The sequence below is a fragment of the Flavonifractor sp. An82 genome, from assembly GCF_002159265.1.
Classification (GTDB): domain Bacteria; phylum Bacillota; class Clostridia; order Oscillospirales; family Oscillospiraceae; genus Flavonifractor.
Genome location: NZ_NFHG01000005.1, coordinates 52,827 through 70,160, shown reverse-complemented (window position 1 = coordinate 70,160; position 17,334 = coordinate 52,827). Strand labels below are relative to the sequence as shown.

Annotated in this window: 16 protein-coding genes and 2 tRNA genes; 11 read left to right on the top strand and 7 right to left on the bottom strand. The window is 61.7% G+C overall.

Going from position 1 to position 17,334, the window contains the following annotated elements; all coding sequences use genetic code 11:
- Window positions 1–264: 264 nt before the first annotated feature.
- The 3 genes from B5G34_RS07515 (at window position 265) to B5G34_RS07505 (ending at window position 4,416) form a co-directional block, all read left to right on the top strand.
- Complete coding sequence (locus B5G34_RS07515) at window positions 265–1,173, top strand: LysR family transcriptional regulator (RefSeq protein ID WP_087335733.1); 909 nt, start codon at window positions 265–267, stop codon at window positions 1,171–1,173.
- Between the two features lie 98 nt (window positions 1,174–1,271).
- A complete protein-coding gene (glp, locus tag B5G34_RS07510; RefSeq protein WP_242956920.1) occupies window positions 1,272–2,495 on the top strand; it encodes a gephyrin-like molybdotransferase Glp in 1,224 nt (407 codons plus the stop codon).
- Between the two features lie 13 nt (window positions 2,496–2,508).
- The gene (locus B5G34_RS07505) at window positions 2,509–4,416 is read left to right on the top strand and encodes a molybdopterin biosynthesis protein (RefSeq protein ID WP_087335728.1); all 1,908 of its coding nucleotides are present in this window, start codon (window positions 2,509–2,511) and stop codon (window positions 4,414–4,416) included.
- A gap of 189 nt (window positions 4,417–4,605) precedes the next feature.
- Here B5G34_RS07505 and B5G34_RS07500 read toward each other — a convergent pair.
- Window positions 4,606–4,682, bottom strand: a tRNA-Met gene (locus tag B5G34_RS07500).
- A gap of 3 nt (window positions 4,683–4,685) precedes the next feature.
- A tRNA-Leu gene (locus tag B5G34_RS07495) sits at window positions 4,686–4,772 on the bottom strand.
- A gap of 387 nt (window positions 4,773–5,159) precedes the next feature.
- Here B5G34_RS07495 and prfB point away from each other — a divergent pair.
- From prfB to B5G34_RS07480, 3 genes are read left to right on the top strand one after another with little or no spacing between them, the layout of a single operon-like run.
- Window positions 5,160–6,281, top strand: a complete 1,122-nt coding sequence (gene prfB, locus B5G34_RS07490; protein WP_087335726.1) for a peptide chain release factor 2 — start codon at window positions 5,160–5,162, stop codon at window positions 6,279–6,281.
- A gap of 28 nt (window positions 6,282–6,309) precedes the next feature.
- Window positions 6,310–7,416: a glycosyltransferase gene (locus B5G34_RS07485; RefSeq protein WP_087335724.1), complete on the top strand. Its 1,107-nt coding sequence runs from the start codon at window positions 6,310–6,312 to the stop codon at window positions 7,414–7,416.
- A 22-nt stretch (window positions 7,417–7,438) separates the two neighbouring features.
- Window positions 7,439–8,974 carry an O-antigen ligase family protein gene (locus B5G34_RS07480; RefSeq protein WP_087335722.1) on the top strand — a complete coding sequence of 512 codons (1,536 nt, stop codon included), beginning with the start codon at window positions 7,439–7,441 and terminating at the stop codon, window positions 8,972–8,974.
- A 44-nt stretch (window positions 8,975–9,018) separates the two neighbouring features.
- Here B5G34_RS07480 and B5G34_RS07475 read toward each other — a convergent pair whose 3' ends face one another.
- Genes B5G34_RS07475 through B5G34_RS07460 form a run of 4 tightly spaced genes read right to left on the bottom strand, consistent with a single transcriptional unit; the run spans window position 9,019 to window position 10,568 of the window.
- Window positions 9,019–9,480 (bottom strand): hypothetical protein, encoded by a 462-nt coding sequence (locus B5G34_RS07475; RefSeq protein WP_087335720.1) that lies wholly within the window; start codon window positions 9,478–9,480, stop codon window positions 9,019–9,021.
- Window positions 9,477–9,782, bottom strand: a complete 306-nt coding sequence (locus tag B5G34_RS07470) for a hypothetical protein (protein WP_087335718.1) — start codon at window positions 9,780–9,782, stop codon at window positions 9,477–9,479. The genes B5G34_RS07475 and B5G34_RS07470 overlap by 4 nt, the downstream gene beginning before the upstream one ends.
- 3 nt (window positions 9,783–9,785) lie before the next feature.
- Entirely contained in the window at window positions 9,786–9,998 is a 213-nt protein-coding gene (locus B5G34_RS07465; protein WP_087335717.1) for a helix-turn-helix transcriptional regulator, read from the bottom strand.
- A gap of 12 nt (window positions 9,999–10,010) precedes the next feature.
- Window positions 10,011–10,568: a DUF2975 domain-containing protein gene (locus tag B5G34_RS07460; RefSeq protein ID WP_087335716.1), complete on the bottom strand. Its 558-nt coding sequence runs from the start codon at window positions 10,566–10,568 to the stop codon at window positions 10,011–10,013.
- Between the two features lie 199 nt (window positions 10,569–10,767).
- Between B5G34_RS07460 and B5G34_RS07455 the strand changes: the two genes are divergently transcribed.
- The 5 genes from B5G34_RS07455 to rpsU all read left to right on the top strand — a co-directional run bounded on the left by B5G34_RS07455 (window position 10,768) and on the right by rpsU (window position 16,450).
- Entirely contained in the window at window positions 10,768–12,009 is a 1,242-nt protein-coding gene (locus tag B5G34_RS07455; protein WP_087335714.1) for an amidohydrolase family protein, read from the top strand.
- A gap of 130 nt (window positions 12,010–12,139) precedes the next feature.
- Window positions 12,140–12,622 carry a sigma-70 family RNA polymerase sigma factor gene (locus B5G34_RS07450; protein WP_087335712.1) on the top strand — a complete coding sequence of 161 codons (483 nt, stop codon included), beginning with the start codon at window positions 12,140–12,142 and terminating at the stop codon, window positions 12,620–12,622.
- Complete coding sequence (locus B5G34_RS07445) at window positions 12,616–13,554, top strand: DUF4179 domain-containing protein (protein ID WP_087335711.1); 939 nt, start codon at window positions 12,616–12,618, stop codon at window positions 13,552–13,554. The genes B5G34_RS07450 and B5G34_RS07445 overlap by 7 nt, the downstream gene beginning before the upstream one ends.
- A 135-nt stretch (window positions 13,555–13,689) precedes the next feature.
- A complete protein-coding gene (leuS, locus tag B5G34_RS07440) occupies window positions 13,690–16,110 on the top strand; it encodes a leucine--tRNA ligase (protein ID WP_087335708.1) in 2,421 nt (806 codons plus the stop codon).
- A gap of 157 nt (window positions 16,111–16,267) precedes the next feature.
- The gene (gene rpsU / locus B5G34_RS07435) at window positions 16,268–16,450 is read left to right on the top strand and encodes a 30S ribosomal protein S21 (RefSeq protein ID WP_009259223.1); all 183 of its coding nucleotides are present in this window, start codon (window positions 16,268–16,270) and stop codon (window positions 16,448–16,450) included.
- A gap of 52 nt (window positions 16,451–16,502) precedes the next feature.
- Here rpsU and B5G34_RS07430 read toward each other — a convergent pair whose 3' ends face one another.
- The gene (locus B5G34_RS07430) at window positions 16,503–17,291 is read right to left on the bottom strand and encodes a hypothetical protein (protein ID WP_087335706.1); all 789 of its coding nucleotides are present in this window, start codon (window positions 17,289–17,291) and stop codon (window positions 16,503–16,505) included.
- Between the last annotated feature and the right edge of the window lie 43 nt (window positions 17,292–17,334).

Below are 17,334 nucleotides of genomic sequence, written 5' to 3'. Positions count from 1 at the left end.
GCGGGACTCGAGTGCCACCTCCTTTTTGTTATACTGGCTATTTTCAGTTTAATCAATACGCCTGGTACTGTAAAGAAGACTGATCGGTTTCTATATTGCTTTTCTATATAAAAAGGCTTATAATTGGAAAAACAAGGGGGGCATATTTGGCGAAAAAGCCCACGAAATCTCCAACCCTGCCGGGCGTGCGCCCCTGTTTTTCCGCCGATGGAAGCCTTCCGGCGGACAGTTGATATAGCCGCAGGTTATAAGTAGGAGGCAGCCATGAATATCCCCCAGATCCGCTATTTCGTCACCGCCGCCCAGCTGCAAAATCTCTCCAAGGCGGCCGACTCCCTCCACCTGAGCCAGCCATCCCTCTCCAAAAGCATCTCCAAGCTGGAGGAGGAGCTGGGCGCTCCCCTCTTTGAGCGGCGGGGGAAGCGGGTGGTCCTCAACGAGGCGGGGGAGCGCTTCCTCTCCAGCGCACGGACTATGCTGCGCACACTGGACGACACCCTGCTGGATCTGAGTGAGCTCTCCGCCGGGGACGCTGCCCGGCTGACCGTGGGGCTCTTCGAGTCGGACCACCTGCTCTCCGACTGCCTGGTATCCTTTGCCCGCATCTGCCCCCAGGTGAACTACGATCTGCGCTGCGGCATTGAGGGGGAGGAGCTGCCCGACATCAACCGCTACGACATGCTCCTCTACCCCGACGAGAACCGGTACCGCAAATTCCGCGGGGTATTTCTCCGGGACGAGCCCTATTTTCTGGCGGTGAACGCCGCCCACCCTCTGGCCGACCGGCCCGCGGTGCTGCCCCAGGAGCTGAATGGGGAGTCCTTTGTTTTCCTCAACCGGGACAAGCTCTATATCGAGGAGCCCTATTACCTCTGTACCGGCCTCAACCTCAGCCTGCGGGTGCGCTGCCTCACCGACGACCGGGAGCAGCACCGGCAGCTCATCGCCGCCGGACTGGCCCTGGGTTTCGTGCCCGAGGGGTGCGCCGAACGCTACCGGGCCGACCGGCACATCCGGCTGGTGCGCCTGTCCAACGCCAAATTCAGCCGAAGGATGATGGTCTGCTTCAAGCGCACCAAGCACCTCACCGCTCTGGGGCGGACCTTCCGGTCCTTCGTGCTGGACTACTTCTCCCTCTCCGATCCGGAGAAGCCGGCAAGCGGGAGCACCTGATACTCCAGTTCCAGGACGCCGCCCCTGTCCGGCCAGCGGCTTGATTACCACTATTTTAGCGGAGGGGCACAAGCCCCTCTCCACAGGAGATGAGGAACATGCTCACCGTCAAAACTCCCGACGAGGTGCTGGATCTGATCCGGACCGCCTTTACCCCTCTGGACCGCCCGGCTGAGACCGTCCCGCTGGATGACGCCCTGGGCCGGGTACTGGCTTCTGATATCCGGGCGTCCGAGTTCGTCCCCGGCTTCGACCGCTCTACCGTGGACGGCTACGCGCTCCGCTCTGCCGACACCTTTGGCTGTTCCGATGCCTTCCCAGCCCTCCTCACCCGGGTGGGAGAGGTGCTCATGGGGGAGGCCCCCCCGGGGACCGTGGGCCCGGACCAGTGCATGGCCATCCCCACCGGCGGCGCCCTTCCTCCGGGGGCCGACGGGGTACAGATGGTGGAGTACAGCGAGGATTACGGCGACGGCACCATCGGCATCCTCAAGAGCGTTGCCCCGGGCAATAACCTCATTTTCAAAGGAGACGACGTGAAGCCGGGGGACCTGGTCCTGCCTGCCTCCCGGCGGCTCCAGCCCCAGGACATCGGGGCGCTGGCCGCCCTGGGGGTGACGGAAGTTCCGGTGCTTCCCCGGGTGCGGGTGGGGGTGCTCTCCACCGGGGACGAGATTGTGCCTCCGGAGCGGGTCCCCGGCCCCGGTGAGGTCCGGGACGTGAACGCCCCCCTGGTGGGGGCGGTGCTCACCCAGGCGGGGGCACGGGTGACCCAATACGGTATCTTCCCCGACAACGAGCCCGCCCTCCGCGCCGGAGTGGCACAGGCTCTGGCGGAAAATGACCTGGTGGTCCTCTCGGGCGGAAGCTCGGTGGGTACCAGGGACGCCGCCGTGACAGTACTCTCCTCCTTCGGGGAGCTCCTCTTCCACGGCGTCGCCATGAAGCCCGGAAAGCCCACCCTGCTGGCCCGCGCAGGGAAAAAGCCCCTGATGGGGCTCCCCGGCCACCCGGTGGCCGCCCTCTTTTCCACCCACCTCTTTGTCTGCCCCCTGCTGGCACGGCTGGAGGGGAGGACCATCCGCCGCCGGGCCCTCAAGGCCATCCTCACCGAGACAGTGGGTGCCAACCACGGCCGGGCCCAGTACAACGGGGTCTTCCTGCACGAGGAAAACGGAACGCTGCTGGCCCGCCCCATCCGGGGCAAGTCTGGGCTCATCACCACGCTGGCCGGGGCGGACGGCTATTTCTGCATCCCCCGGGACTGCGAGGGCTTCGCCGCCGGAACGGAGATCCCGGTCATCACCTTTACCGCTCAATAGGAGGAAGATTGCCATGGCCTTTAACTATCTCACCAATATGCCTCTGGAGCAGGCATTGGATGAATATCCCGCCTTCCTGCGCCAGCGGGGCTTTGCCCCCCGCACGGAGACTGTCCCGGTCCCCCAGGCCCGGGGGCGGATCACTGCCGGGGCGGTCTATGCCCACATCTGCGCCCCCCACTACCCGGCCTGCGCCATGGACGGCATCGCCGTCACTGCCCGGCACACCTTCGGGGCCAGCGACACCACCCCGGTGCGGCTGGCCGCCGAACAGTACACGGTGGTGGACACCGGCGATCCCCTCCCCGATGGGCGGGACGCCGTGGTGATGATCGAGGACGTGGTGTGGGAGGATACGACTGCCGTTCTCCACGACGCCGTGGCCCCCTGGCAGCATGTCCGGCAGATCGGCGAGGATATCTGCGCCGGAGAGATGATCCTTCCCGGACGCACCGCCATCACCCCCGCCGCCATCGGCTCTATGCTCGCCGGGGGCGTGCTGGAAGTGAACGTGTTTGCCCGCCCTGTGGTGGGCATCATCCCCACCGGGGACGAGGTGGTGCCTCCCACCGCCGACCCCAATCCCGGCGACGTGCTGGAGTTCAACTCCTCCATCTTCTCCGCCATGCTGGAGGAGTGGGGGGCACTACCCCGTACCTTCCCCATCGTGAAGGACGTGAAGGAAGACATCCGCGCCGCCGTGGAGGCGGCCGCCGGTCAGTGCGACATAGTGATTCTCAACGCCGGGTCCTCGGCGGGGCGGGAGGACTACTCCGCCGCCGTCATCCGGGAGGTGGGGGAGGTGTTCTGCCACGGCCTGGCCATCAAGCCCGGCAAGCCGGCCATCCTGGGCTGTAAGGGCAGCGTGCCCATCCTGGGTGTGCCGGGCTACCCCGTGTCGGGTATCCTGGTCATCCAGCAGCTTTTAAAGCCGCTGGTGGAAGAGTTCACCGGCCTCAAAGGGCCGAACGCCCCTACGGTGGAGGCTACCCTGGCCCGCAGCGTGGTGTCCGGCCTCAAGTACCGGGAATTTGTGCGGGTGCGCATGGGCAAGGTGGGGGAGAAGCTGGTGGCCTCCCCTCTGGCCCGGGGGAGCGGCGTGGTATCCTCCTTTATGAAGGCCGACGGCATTGTGGAGATCCCCCAGGGTACCGAGGGATATGAGGCAGGAGAGCGGGTCACGGTCCAGCTCCTCCGCCCCGCTGCCGAGCTGGAGCGTACCCTGGTGGTCATCGGCAGCCACGACCCCCTGCTGGACGAGGTGTCCGACCTGATGCACAGTGCCGACCCCACCGTCTTTATGAGCTCCTCCCACGTGGGCTCCATGGGCGGAATCATGGCTATCCGCCAGGGGAGGACCCACGCGGCGGGCTGTCACCTGCTGAACGAGGCCGACGGCACCTACAACACCGCCTACCTGGAAAAATACTTCCCCAACGGCGGGGTGTATCAGGTGGAGTGCGTGGGCCGTACCCAGGGGCTGATGGTGGCCCCCGGCAATCCTCTGGGACTTTCGGGCTTCCGGGATATCGTCCGGCCGGGCCTGCGGTATGTGAACCGGCAAAAGGGCTCGGGCACCCGCATCCTGGCCGATTATCTGTGCAAGCAGGAAAACGTGGACCGCTCCCAGATCTACGGCTACGACCGGGAGGAGTTCACCCACACCTCGGTGGCCGCCCAGATTGCCTCGGGTACCGCTGACGCGGGCATGGGCATCTGGTCCGCCGCCCGGCTGTATGGGCTGGACTTCCTGCCCGTGTGCGTGGAGCAGTACGACCTTCTCATCCCCGACTACGCCTGGGACACCCCCATGGTCCGGCGTCTCTTGGAAACGCTGGCCTCGCCGGAGTTCCGCGTCCGGCTGGAGGGGCTGGGGGGCTACACCCTGGATCACCCCGGCCAGGTCCGGCGGCATTTCTGAGCTGTGAACCAAATATTTTAAGAAGACCGCCATCTCAGCGCACAGGCGCTGGGATGGCGGTCGGTATTTGCAGTGTAGTTTTGACCGCTTGTAAGGTGATCTGTGTCTTTGAAGCGTATGTCAGAAAAGCCAATCAATTTGTTTTGAAAAAAAGAAAAGCCTTAAAATCTTTCGATTTCAAGGCTTTTATGGTTGCGGGGGGAGGATTTGAACCTCCGACCTCCGGGTTATGAGCCCGACGAGCTACCAAACTGCTCTACCCCGCGATATGGTGCCGGAGACCGGGATCGAACCGGCACGGGATTACTCCCACGGGATTTTAAGTCCCGGGCGTCTGCCAATTCCGCCACTCCGGCGTGGAGGGCTCCGATCTCGCGTTTCTTGAGTGCCCAATTAGAATACCACAGCAGGGAAGCTGTGTCAACCCCTAATTTCAAAAAATCCTGCGACAGGAATCGTACACATCTTTCCGCCCCTCCGGCATATACTGATACGTATACACCGGAAGGAGGGAAACCCATGAAGCAGTACCCGCATGACGATACCGTTCAGCGCACTGGTCCCAGCGGAGATGTGGATGATTTGATCTTTTGTGATCCGGCCTGGTCTGCCAGTGACCGATGAAGCAGAATCTCACATAAAAACCGCCCGGCTTCGGGCGGTTTTTTGATGCCCCTCTCTTTACATTGGTGCCGCGGTTGGATATAATAGTAGGGCTATTTTACGGAAATGAGAGTGGATCTATGTTACAGTTTGATGAATATAAGGTTAAGCTCAATAACCTGCGGCCGGAGTTGGATGAGCTGGAGCAGGCTCTGGGTCTGGACGCCGCCCGGCGGGAGGCTGAGATGCTGGAGTCTGAGTCTGCCTCTGACGGCTTCTGGGACAACCTGGAGAAGGCCCAGAAGGTACAGCAGCGGGTCAAGAACCTGCGGGACAAGATCGAGGGCCAGGAGAAGCGGCAGGGCCAGTGGGAGGACCTGATGACCCTGTGTGAGCTGGGCAACGAGATGGAGGACGAGAGCCTGGTCCCTGAGCTGGAAGAAGGGTTTGCTAAGCTGGAGGCCGACATCGAGGAGGCCAAGCTGTCCACCCTCTTCACCGGCGAGTATGACAACTCCAACGCCATCCTTACCTTCCACGCCGGTGCCGGCGGTACCGAGGCTCAGGACTGGGCCCAGATGCTCTTCCGAATGTACACCCGCTGGGCGGAGCGCCATGGCTTCACCTGCAAGACCCTGGACTATCTGGACGGCGATGAGGCCGGTCTGAAGAGCGCCACCATCCTCATCGAGGGTGAGAACGCCTACGGCCACCTGCGCAGCGAGCACGGTGTTCACCGGCTGGTGCGGGTGTCCCCCTTTGACGCCAACGCCCGGCGGCAGACCTCCTTTGCCGCCATTGAGGTCATGCCCGACCTGCCCGAGGACGCCGACGTGGAGATCCGGCCCGAGGACTACGAGATGCAGGTCTTCCGTTCCTCCGGCGCCGGTGGTCAGCACATCAACAAGACCTCCTCCGCCGTCCGTCTGATCCACCACGCTACCGGTATCGTGGTTTCCTGCCAGACCGAGCGCAGTCAGTTCCAGAACAAGGACACCTGTCTGCGGATGCTGCGGGCCAAGCTGGTGGAGCTGAAGATGCAGCAGCACGCCGAGAAGATCTCCGACATCAAGGGCGTGCAGCTGAAGATTGAGTGGGGCAGCCAGATCCGTTCCTACGTATTCATGCCCTACCAGCTGGTGAAGGACAACCGCACCGGCTATGAGACCAGCAATGTCAACGGCGTGATGGACGGCGACCTGGACGGGTTCATCAATGCCTATCTGAAGGCGGAGGCCACCGGCAACTGGGCGGAGAAGTGATCCGCCGATATTAAAGGAGAGCATTGCCATGCTGAAGGTGCTTTATCTGCTGAACTACGCGGGCAAGGCGGGGACCGAGCGGTATGTGGAGACTCTGGTCAAATACCTCTCCGCCGACGGACTGGTCCAGCCCTTCTTTGCCTATAACGAGGGCGGGCTGCTGGTGGAGCGGCTGGAGGCCATGGGAGTCCCCTGCCGCCAGATCACCATGCGCCGCCGGTTTGACAAGCAGGCCGCAAAAGCTCTGGCCCAGCTGTGCCGGGAGTGGGATATCGACCTGATCCACTGCCACTACCTGCGGGAGCACTACACCGCCCTGCTGGCCAAGAAGTACAACAAGAAGATCCGAGTGGTGTACACCAACCATTTTGTACTGGCAAACGATTTTGTTACCCGCCTGTCCAACCGTTGGATGGATAAGCGGCAGGACCAGATGATCGCTGTGTGCAACAAGGGCAAGGAACAGCTCATTGTCAACGGCTGGAGCGCTGACCGGATCCAGGTCATTTTCAACGCCGTGGATCTGGAGGCATGGGCGGGAGATCGGTCTGAATCCACCCTGCGCTCCGAGCTGGGGCTGCCTGAGGACCAGTTTGTGATGCTGTGTGCCTCCCGTTTCGCCGACGACAAAGGACACAAGTATCTCATCGACTCGGTGAAGCGGCTGACTCAGCTGACGGATAAGCCCTTTACCCTGGTGTTGGCAGGGGACGGCCCCCTGCTGGAGCCCTCCAAGGCCCAGGTCAAAGAGCTGGGGCTGGAGGAGCAGGTGAAATTCATCGGCTTCCGCAAGGACATCAAGAACCTGTACAAGGGTTCCGACCTGTATGTCAATTCTTCTCAGCACGAGGCGCTGTCCTTCCTCATCATCGAGGCCATGGCCGCCGGCCTGCCGGTGATTGCCACCGATATGGGGGGCAACTCCGATATCGTCAACGATGAGGCGGGATGCGGCCTGCTGGTGACCTATGATGATCCCGACTCCATGGCAGGGGCCATGAAGCGGTTTTTGGAGGACCCCGACTTTACCGCACAGTGTCGGGCCAACGCCCTGCGGACCATTGAGGAGAAGTTCGAGATCCACAAGATGGCGAAAGTCACTTACGGTGTCTATGAGAAGGCTCTTCACGACTGATTCCAAGGAGTAAAAAAGCCATATGTCTATCGCAACAAACAGTCTTTTTGTCCGGTTCTTCCTGGCCTTCTGGTTGGGAGTCCGGCATGCCTGGGGAGGCAGCCTGCCCGGCCGGGTGTGTGCCGGCCTGGAACGGTGGTTTACCAGACAGCTCCGGGGCAGCGCCATCTTCCGCTTTGTGTGGCGGGAGGGCACGGTGCCCAAGGCCTGGCCCAATAGCCTGTCCTGTCAGCTGTTTACCGGCATTATCAATATCCCCTGCGCCATCTGTAAATGGATCTACAAGATCGGCCGCCCGGTGTGGGACGGCAGCCTGTTCTGTCGCTTTCTGGGCGCCGTGGGCGGGGCGGGGTTCTTCTTCCTGGGCCTGTTCATGCTGGTCATGCTGGTAGCTCCCCATGAGATGTGGAACAACACTTATGGCCTGCTGGGCGTGATGGCCGTTACCGGCCTGTTCATCATCGGCAGCGCCTCCCGGGCCCGTGACCGGCTGGAGTTGGACACCCTGGGCCCCTATATGACCCTCTACATGGCCTTCATCTGCATTGCCCTGGTTGGGTCCATTTCCACCCGTCTGTCCATGCGCTTCTTTGCCTTCCACCTGACCGCCTTCCTGCTGGTACTGCTGGTGGTGAGCACCGTGCGCAAGTATGAGCAGCTCCAGCTGATGGTGGCTCTGGCGGTACTGGGCCTCTCCGTTGCCGCCCTCTATGGCTGCTACCAGGGATATGTGGGCGTGGAGGTGGTGGCCTCCCAGCAGGATATGACCGTCAACGCCGGTATGCCCGGCCGGGTCTATTCCTTCTTTGACAATCCCAATAACTTTGCCGAGCAGCTGGTCATGCTGCTGCCGCTGGACATGGCCCTCTTCCTCAACTCCCGCTGGCGGGGCAAGATCCTCTCCTTGTTGGCCCTGTGCGTGGGCGTGGTGGCCATCGGCCTGACCTACGGCCGTTCCTGCTGGATCGGTCTGACGCTGGCAGTGCTGGTCTTCCTGGCCCTCATGGACTGGCGGTGGGTACCCCTGTTTATCCTGGCCGGGGTGGTGGCTATCCCCTTCCTGCCGGAGACCATCTACAACCGGATCCTCACCATCACCAACACCCAGGATAGCTCCACCCAGTACCGCTTTGAGATTTACTCCACCACGGAGAACCTGATGCGGGACCACTGGGTCAAGGGCGTGGGCTTGGGCACCGACGTGATGAAGCAGGTGTTCCAGACCTATCCCACAAACTTTGACGGCACCTATCCCATCCATACCCACAACAATTACCTGCAGATGTGGGCGGAAGCTGGTATCTGGGGCATTATCTCCTTCCTGGCGCTGCTGCTCTATCAGCTGAAGTGCGGTGTCAAGGCCTTCCGGGCCGCCCTGGACAAGCGTACCAAGCGGATGCTGGCCGCCGGACTGGGCGCCTTCTGTGGTATCCTGGTGGTCAGTGTGGCCGAGTACACCTGGTTCTACCCCCGGAATATGTTCACCTACTGGTTCCTCTTCGGCGTCATTGCCGCCTGCGTCAAGCTGGTCCGGCAGGAACAGAAGAAAAAGGCTTAATCAGAGATACAGGGCGCCTGCTTTTGCAGGCGCCCTGTTTTTTCTTAGGTATCCAATTCCAAGTAACGGAGGGTATTCGTCTGGCTGTCGTAGCAGGCGAAGGTGTAGTTCTGGGAGTAACGGTGGAACATGCTGCCCTCACCGTCGGTCTGACGGTCCATCAGGTACCACCAGCCCTCCTCCGGCACCGGCCACCCTGCCATCCCGGCCCCGCCGCCCCAAAGGAACTGCTCCATCTCCTCATCCATGGGGAAGGGGTTCCAGCGGCCGCTGGGGTGGGAGGAGACGCTTTCGGCTACCGTGGCTCCATCCTCCGGAGAAAAGACCAGCTCCATGTGGAGCAGGCCGTCCCCGTGAAAGCCGCCGTGGCTGTCGGCAACGGAAAAACTCTGGTACGCGGGCAAATCCAGGTCAAGCTGACGGGCGGCATAGCCAGGTGAGTCACTTCTGCCGTTGCAGGATGCCAGAAGAAGCAGCGCCAGCAGCATGGAGATAAAATGAATCATCCCGATTTTCCTCCCAGGTACCGGCGCACCAGAGCGCCGCCGTTGAGCAGCAGGCTTACCGCCGTCAGCACTGTGGCGGAGAGCAGCATGGCGCCGGCGGTGTCCATCAGAGTGGACCAGTCCTCACACTGTACCCCGCCGTAAAAGTAGGTGCAGGCCAGCAGCAGAGCCAGCGCGCAGCAGATCAGGCTGCACACGCTGAGCGGCTCCTTCCTGCTGACCAGTGCGGCCACCCCCAGCCCCCAGGACAGCATCCCCAGGCCAAGAGCGCCCAACAGGATCATAGCGACCAATACCGCCATGGCTCACTCCTCCTCCGGTACATATTCCAGGATGTCCCCGGGCTGGCAGTCCAGGGCCTTGCAGATGGCCTCCAGGGTGGTGAAGCGCACCGCCCGGGCGTGATTGTTTTTCAGAATGGACAGATTGGCCAGGGTGACGTCCACCTTGGCGGACAGCTCGTTGAGGCTCATTTTCCGCTTGGCCATCATCACATCCAGGTTTACAACGATGGGCATGGGAACACCTCCTCAAATGGTCAGGTCGTTTTCCGCCTTCATTTCCGCTGCCTGGCGGAAGAGGGCGGACATGACCAGACAGAGCAGCCCGCCTAGGAAGAACAGGGGGACAAAGAGAGCGTTGTAGCTGAACAGGGGAGCCATGGACTGGTCATAGCACAGCCGCCAGATCACCCGGATCAGAGCGGCGGCCGAGATGAGAAAGCAGCAGACCCCGGCGCGGAACAGGTTGAGGCGGTTCTCCATGCAGAAGGGGGTGGCTTTGAGAATGGTATTCAGCACCCGTCGGCCCTGCCACAGGATGACCGCCATACATCCGCCGCAGAAGAGCAGGAAACCGGACAAAACATCCGCGTAAGGACCGTTGAAGCCCAACAGGGACCAACCCCCGATGAGCAGCATGTGCAGCGTGTCGTCGATATCATAATCCCACCACGCCGCAAGACCCTGCTGCAGGCTGATGTGTACCAGTCCCGGCACCATGATCAGCGCAATGAGATTGCACACAAAGGTGATGGTCACCAGTATTTTCAGTATGTGGGCCAGCTTCTGAACGCCGGTTCGCTCCATAGCGATCCCTCCTTTGGCATCACTGTACCATGGGCAGCATTGTTTGTCAATGTATTTTTATCGTTTATCAATATAGATGAAGCGGCAGAGGAAAAGTGTGAACGGATGCGGAAACAGAATTGACGGACCAAAACCGGGTTGATATAATCAAAAAAGGAGGAAACTTAAACGCGTCAGGTCAAAAGGAGGTTTATACCCCATGAAACGACTGCACATCCGAAATGCCAGACTGCGGGGGCGGGAGGCCCAGGCGGATATTCTGGTGGAGCAAGGACGGATCACTCAGATCGCGGACCAACTGACACAGCCCTGTGACCAGGTGCTGGACGCGGAGGGTGGACTGGTGGTTCCGGCCTTTCTGGACCCCCATATCCACCTGGACAAGGTCAATGTCAGCGATGTGACCGGCCCCAACAGGAGCGGAACGCTGAAGGAGGCCATTGCCCTTCTGTGGGAGAAGAAGCGCAGCTATACCGTGGAGGATATCGTGGCCCGGGGAGAAGATGTGGTCCGCCGGGCGGTGGCAAACGGCACGCTGGGGATGCGCAGTCATGTGGATGTGGACACCATCGGCGGCCTGACTCCGCTGGAGGGCGTGCTGGAGCTGCGGGAGCGGTATCGCAGCGCCATTGATCTGCAAATCGTGGCTTTCCCTCAGGAGGGGATTCAAAAGGACCCGGGTTGTGCGGAGTTGATGCGGCAGGCCATGGAACGGGGAGCCGACGTGGTGGGCGGAATGCCCGCCAATGAGGCCAGCCCGGCGGACAGCCTGGCCCACGTCAAATACTGCTTTGATCTGGCGGAGCAGTTCAACGCCGAGATTGACATGCACATCGATGAGACCGACGACCCCTTCTACCGCACCCTGGAAATGGTGGCGGACGAAGCCATGGCCCGGAACTTTGCCCCCGGGCGGGTGACGGCGGGTCACACCTGCGCACTGGCGGCCTATGACGACCACTATGCCAGCTATGTCATTGATAAGGTGAAGGAGGCGGGAATCCAGGTCATCACCAATCCCGCCACAAATCTGATGCTGCAGGGACGGGAGGACCGGCAGCCCATCCGGCGGGGCATTACCCGGGTCAAGCAGCTGCTGGAGGCCGGGGTCAACGTCAGCTTTGGACAGGACTGCATCAAGGATACCTTCTACCCCTACGGCAGCGCGGATATGCTGCAGGTGGCCAACCTGTTGGCCCACGCCGCCCAGATGAGCCTGCCGGGGGAGATCGAGCGGGTCCTTGATATGATCACCACCGGGGCAAATCAGATCCTGAAGCTGCCCGGTTACGGGGTGGAGCCCGGCTGCCGGGCCGACCTGGTGATCCTGTCTGTATCCAGCGCCGCAGAGGCCATCCGCCTGGCGCCCCCCAGACGGTGGGTCATCCGGAACGGGGAGGTCATTGCCTGGAACAAGGTGGAGCAGGCCCTGTTCCTTTAAAAGAAAGGATGCTGCAGTATATCGGCTTCTTCACAAAATATCAGGCCCCGCCGCATTTTGCGGCGGGGCCTGTAACATTTTGCCGGAGAAAACCGTGTATCATACAGAAAGGGCGAAAGGAGCGTGGGCTATGGAGCGGGAGGAGGCGGCCCGGCTGGTGGAACAGTACAGCACGGCGGTGTACCGGCTGGCCTACGCCAGGACCGGGAACCGGGAGGACGCGGAGGACATCACCCAGGAGACCTTTCTGCGGCTGGTGCGGTCAGTCCCCGCCTTTCGGGACGGGGAGCACTGCAAAGCCTGGCTGCTGCGGGTGGCCGCCAACTGCGCGGGGGATCTGCACCGTTCCCCCTGGCGCAGGCGTGCGGTGCCATTGGAGGAGGCGGGGCAGATGGCCGCGCCGGAGTTGCCGGAGGAGCAGGGGATGGAGTCTGCCGTCCTGGCGCTGCCTGAGGATTACCGGGTGGTAGTTCATCTCTATTATTACGAGGAGCTGAGTACCGCGGAGATTGCCAAGGTGCTGGGCAAGCGGGAGGGGACCATCCGCACCCGCCTGAGCCGGGCGCGGGCCATGCTGCGGGAGGATTTGGAGGAGGGAGAAACGCCATGCTGAAGCAGGATTATCAGACCTGGATGGACCGGGTGGAGCCGGATAAGGACTTTCAGGTCCGGCTGACAGAGGCCATGGCAGTCCAGCCGGTCCGGAGGCCCCGGCGGATCTGGCGTACCGTGCTGGCAGCGGCGGCGGTGTGCGGCGTACTGATGGTATCGGCCTTTGCTCTGTCGCCCACCCTGCGGCAGATGCTGGAAAGCGCTATGGGAGGATATACGGAATATGCCCGGCCGGTGGAGGGGGCGGATGTATCCAACGGGATGGAGCTTCGGGTGGTGTCTGCGCTGAACAGCGGCTCCATCCTCAAGGTTTATGCCGAACTGCGCAATTTGGATGGGGAACTGGTCTGCGATACGCTGCGTATGAGCGGGATACTCATTCCGCTTGAAGGGGGCAAGGACACTGGCTCCATAACCAGCAGAGCGGAGTGGGTGGGGTATGAGGAAGAGAGTGAGACTGCGCTCCTGGAGTTTACAGCGTGGGGATTTTCAACACCCATTGGGGACCGGTTGGAACTATCCGCTGTCGTCCTGCCGCCGTTGGGAGAGTTGGAGATCATCTATGACTGGAAGATCGCGTTTACGACGGAAGAGCTGCCGGTCAGAAGGATTCCGCTGAATGGGGAGGTTTCCGGTACCCCATTGCTCCAGGCGGAGCTGTCCGCCCTGGGTGTGACCATCCAAACCGACGGCGGGAATACCGTCGACGCATTCCCACTAACCGTTTTTTGCAAAGACGGCAGACGCCTGCCCCTGACCCATGGGGGCGGGGGCAGCGTGGGAGATCCACAGCTGACTGCCCGGCTGACCTGCTGGGAATATGATGAGCCGGTGGAGCCAGAGGAGGTGACCGGCCTGGCCCTGGGCCAGTGGTACGTCCCTTTGGAGGGGGAGAACGCCGGTCGGGGCTATTGGCTGGTGGAGCAGCCTTAAATTTCATCAGGCCTCGCCGCATTTTGCGGCGGGGCCTGATGGTTTTTCTTGCATTGATGCTGCATTTCTAGTATAATATTCTGGATTATGGAGGCGGCAGACGCCGCCAGGACAAGATACAAGGAAGTGCAGTCAATGAAGTACGATTTTGCTGCCATCGAGCCTAAGTGGCAGAAAAAATGGGCAGAGGAAAAGACCTTCCACTGTGAGAACCACAGTGATAAACCCAAGTTCTACGGCCTGGTGGAGTTCCCCTATCCCTCCGGACAGGGCCTGCACGTGGGTCACACCCGCCCTTATACCGCCATGGACGTGGTGGCCCGCAAGAAGCGGATGGACGGCTACAATGTGCTGTTCCCCATGGGCTACGATGCCTTCGGCCTGCCCACCGAGAACTACGCCATCAAGAATCACATCCACCCCGCCAAGGTGACCCACGACAACATTGAGAACTTCACCAAGCAGCTCCATATGCTGGGCTACTCCTTTGATTGGGACCGGGTCATCAACACCACCGATCCCGCCTACTACAAGTGGACCCAGTGGATCTTCCTCCAGCTGTATAAGCACGGCCTGGCCTACAAGACCACCATGCCTGTGAACTGGTGCACCTCCTGTAAGTGCGTGCTGGCCAACGAGGAGGTTGTGGACGGCGTATGCGAGCGCTGCGGCGCCCCCGTGGTCCGCAAGGAGAAGAGCCAGTGGATGCTCAAGATCACCGAGTACGCCCAGCGGCTCATCGACGACCTGGATGACCTGGACTTCATCGAGCGGGTCAAGACCCAGCAGAAGAACTGGATCGGCCGCTCCACCGGCGCCGAGGTCACCTTCAAGGCCACCACCGGCGAGGATATCGTGGTGTTCACCACCCGGCCCGACACCCTGTTCGGCGCTACCTATATGGTGCTCTCTCCCGAGCACGCCCTGGTGCGGAGCTGGCTGGAGAGCGGCAAGCTGGCCAATGCCGATGAGGTCAAGGCCTATCAGACTGCCGCCGCTTCCAAGTCCGACCTGGAGCGCACTGAGCTCAACAAGGAGAAGACCGGCGTGTGCCTGGACGGCGTGAAGGGCATCAATCCCGTCAACGGCAAGGAGATCCCCATCTTCATCTCCGACTATGTGCTGGCCACCTACGGCACCGGCGCCATCATGGCCGTGCCCGCCCACGACGACCGCGACTGGGAGTTTGCCAAGAAGTTCGGCTGCGAGATCATCGAGGTGGTCTCCGGCGGCGAGGACGTGCAGAAGGCCGCCTTTACCGCCAAGGACGAGACCGGTATCCTGGTCAACTCCGACTTCCTCAATGGCCTGACCGTGAAGGACGCCATCCCCGTCATCACCAAGTGGCTGGAGGAGAAGGGCATCGGCGAGGCCAAGGTCAACTATAAGCTCCGTGACTGGGTGTTCTCCCGTCAGCGCTACTGGGGCGAGCCCATCCCCATGGTTTACTGCGAGAAGTGCGGCTGGCAGCCCCTCAGCGAGGACCAGCTGCCCCTGCTGCTCCCCGATGTGGACTCCTATGAGCCCACCGACGACGGCGAGTCCCCCATCTCCAAGATGACCGACTGGGTCAACACCACCTGCCCCCACTGCGGCGGCCCTGCCAAGCGTGAGACCGACACCATGCCCCAGTGGGCCGGCTCCTCCTGGTACTTCCTGCGCTATATGGACCCCCACAATGATAAGGCCCTGGCCTCCAAGGAGGCTCTGGAGTACTGGAGCCCCGTGGACTGGTACAACGGCGGCATGGAGCACACCACCCTGCACCTGCTGTACAGCCGGTTCTGGCACAAGTTCCTCTATGACATCGGCGTGGTGCCCACCAAGGAGCCCTACCAGAAGCGCACCTCCCATGGCATGATCCTGGGCGAGGGCGGCGAGAAGATGTCCAAGAGCCGGGGCAACGTGGTCAACCCCAACGACGTGGTGGCCCAGTACGGCGCCGACACTATGCGCACCTATATCATGTTCATCGGTGACTTTGAGAAGGCCGCCTCCTGGAGCGATAACGCCGTCAAGGGCTGCAAGCGCTTCCTGGACCGTGTGTGGAATCTGTCCGAGAATCTGACCGATTCCATGGAGTACACCCCCGCCAACGAGAGCGCCATCCACAAGGCCATCAAGAAGGTGGCCGACGACATCGAGGCCATGAAGTTCAATACCGCCATTGCCGCCCTGATGGCTCTGGTCAACGACTTCTACCAGAACGGCTGCTCCAAGGGTGACTACAAGACCCTGCTGCTGATGCTCTCCCCCTTCGCGCCTCACATGTGCGAGGAGCTGTGGGAGATGCTGGGCTTCAATGCCGACGGCATGGCCTGCCAGCAGGCCTGGCCCGCCTACGACGAGAGCAAGACCGTGGCCGCTGAGGTGCAGATGGCCGTTCAGGTGTGCGGCAAGCTGCGGGCTACCGTCACCGTGCCCATGGACAGCGATGAGGCCACCGTGGTGGCCGCCGCTCTGGCCGACCCCAAGGTGCAGAAGTTCACCGAGGGCAAGAACCTGGTCAAGACCATTCTGGTGCCCAACAAGCTGGTCAACCTGATCGCCAAGTAAGCGCGTTTCCACAGGGTTTTGAGAGGGTAGAAAAAAGAAAGAAAAATCTGCTCTTGACATTTGCTTGCGGATAGCATACAATGATTCTGTTAAAGCCATATCTATGTGTGGCCCTTTTGGCGGTGGAACCCCGCCGCTTCGGAGGGAGGGGAAGTCAATGTCGGAAGTCCATGTGAAGGACGGCGAGTCCTTGGAGAATGCGCTGAAGCGTTTCAAGCGCAGCTGTGCCAAGTCTGGCGTTCTGGCCGAGGTTCGCAAGCGTGAGCACTACGAGAGCCCGAGCGTTAAGCGCCGCAAGAAGTCTGAGGCCGCCCGCAAGAATCGCAAGAAGTATTACTAATACGACGAATCACAGGACCCCGCGCCGTTGGCGCGGGGTCCTGTTGCGTTTTTTATGGCCGCTGTCCGGACAGAATATCCTCCAACAGATCCTCCACCTGGGGGTAGGACAACACCGCCTGGCGGATGCCCAGATCCCGGGCCACCCGCAGCTTCTTGCGGATGGAGCCTGCGTCGTCAAAGAGCACGAAGTGAGCGCCATTCTCCCGGGACATGTAAGTAAAGTAGTGGGCGCACAGCTCACTGGAGAAAAAGACAGAGGGGCTGCGCTCTTCCAGCATCTGGGCCAGCTCCTCCCGGGACAGGGGCTGTCCCTGTCCGGTGGGGGAGGGGAGATAGAAGTCCTCCGCCACCCGCTCCACCGCCAGCGTCACCCGCTCCGGCCCGTAGGCCGCGGCGGCCTCCCGCAGCCGCTGGACCAGGGAGCCGCCGGAGAGGGCGGAGGAGATGAGCACCTGGGTATGCTGGGCACAGCTGCCGTAGGCCTCGGGCACATAGAGGGGCCAGCCCCGCTTCCGGGTGAGGCCGGACAGGGTCTGAACGATCTCCGCCAGCAGGGGGAGGGGGCGGCCCTCGAAGTCGCATAAAATGCCGTCATAGCCCCGGGCGGAGCACTCCCGGATTACCTCCTGACAGAAGGGACCGGCCTCGCCCCGGCCATCGAAGCCGACGCAGTCCAGGGCCATCAGGCCCCCACGGACGGATATGGGCATATTGGCCCGGAAGAGATGGGGCCCGCCGCCTACCCGGTAGGCGGCGTGGGCCACCGGCAGGCCAAACCGCAGGGCCGCCCGGCTGTGGGCGGGCGGTGCGGTGAGAAGGATGGTGGAATTCGGCTGCATATGAGCTACCCCCTTGTCCAAGTTGTAAGAAGCGTGTATAATT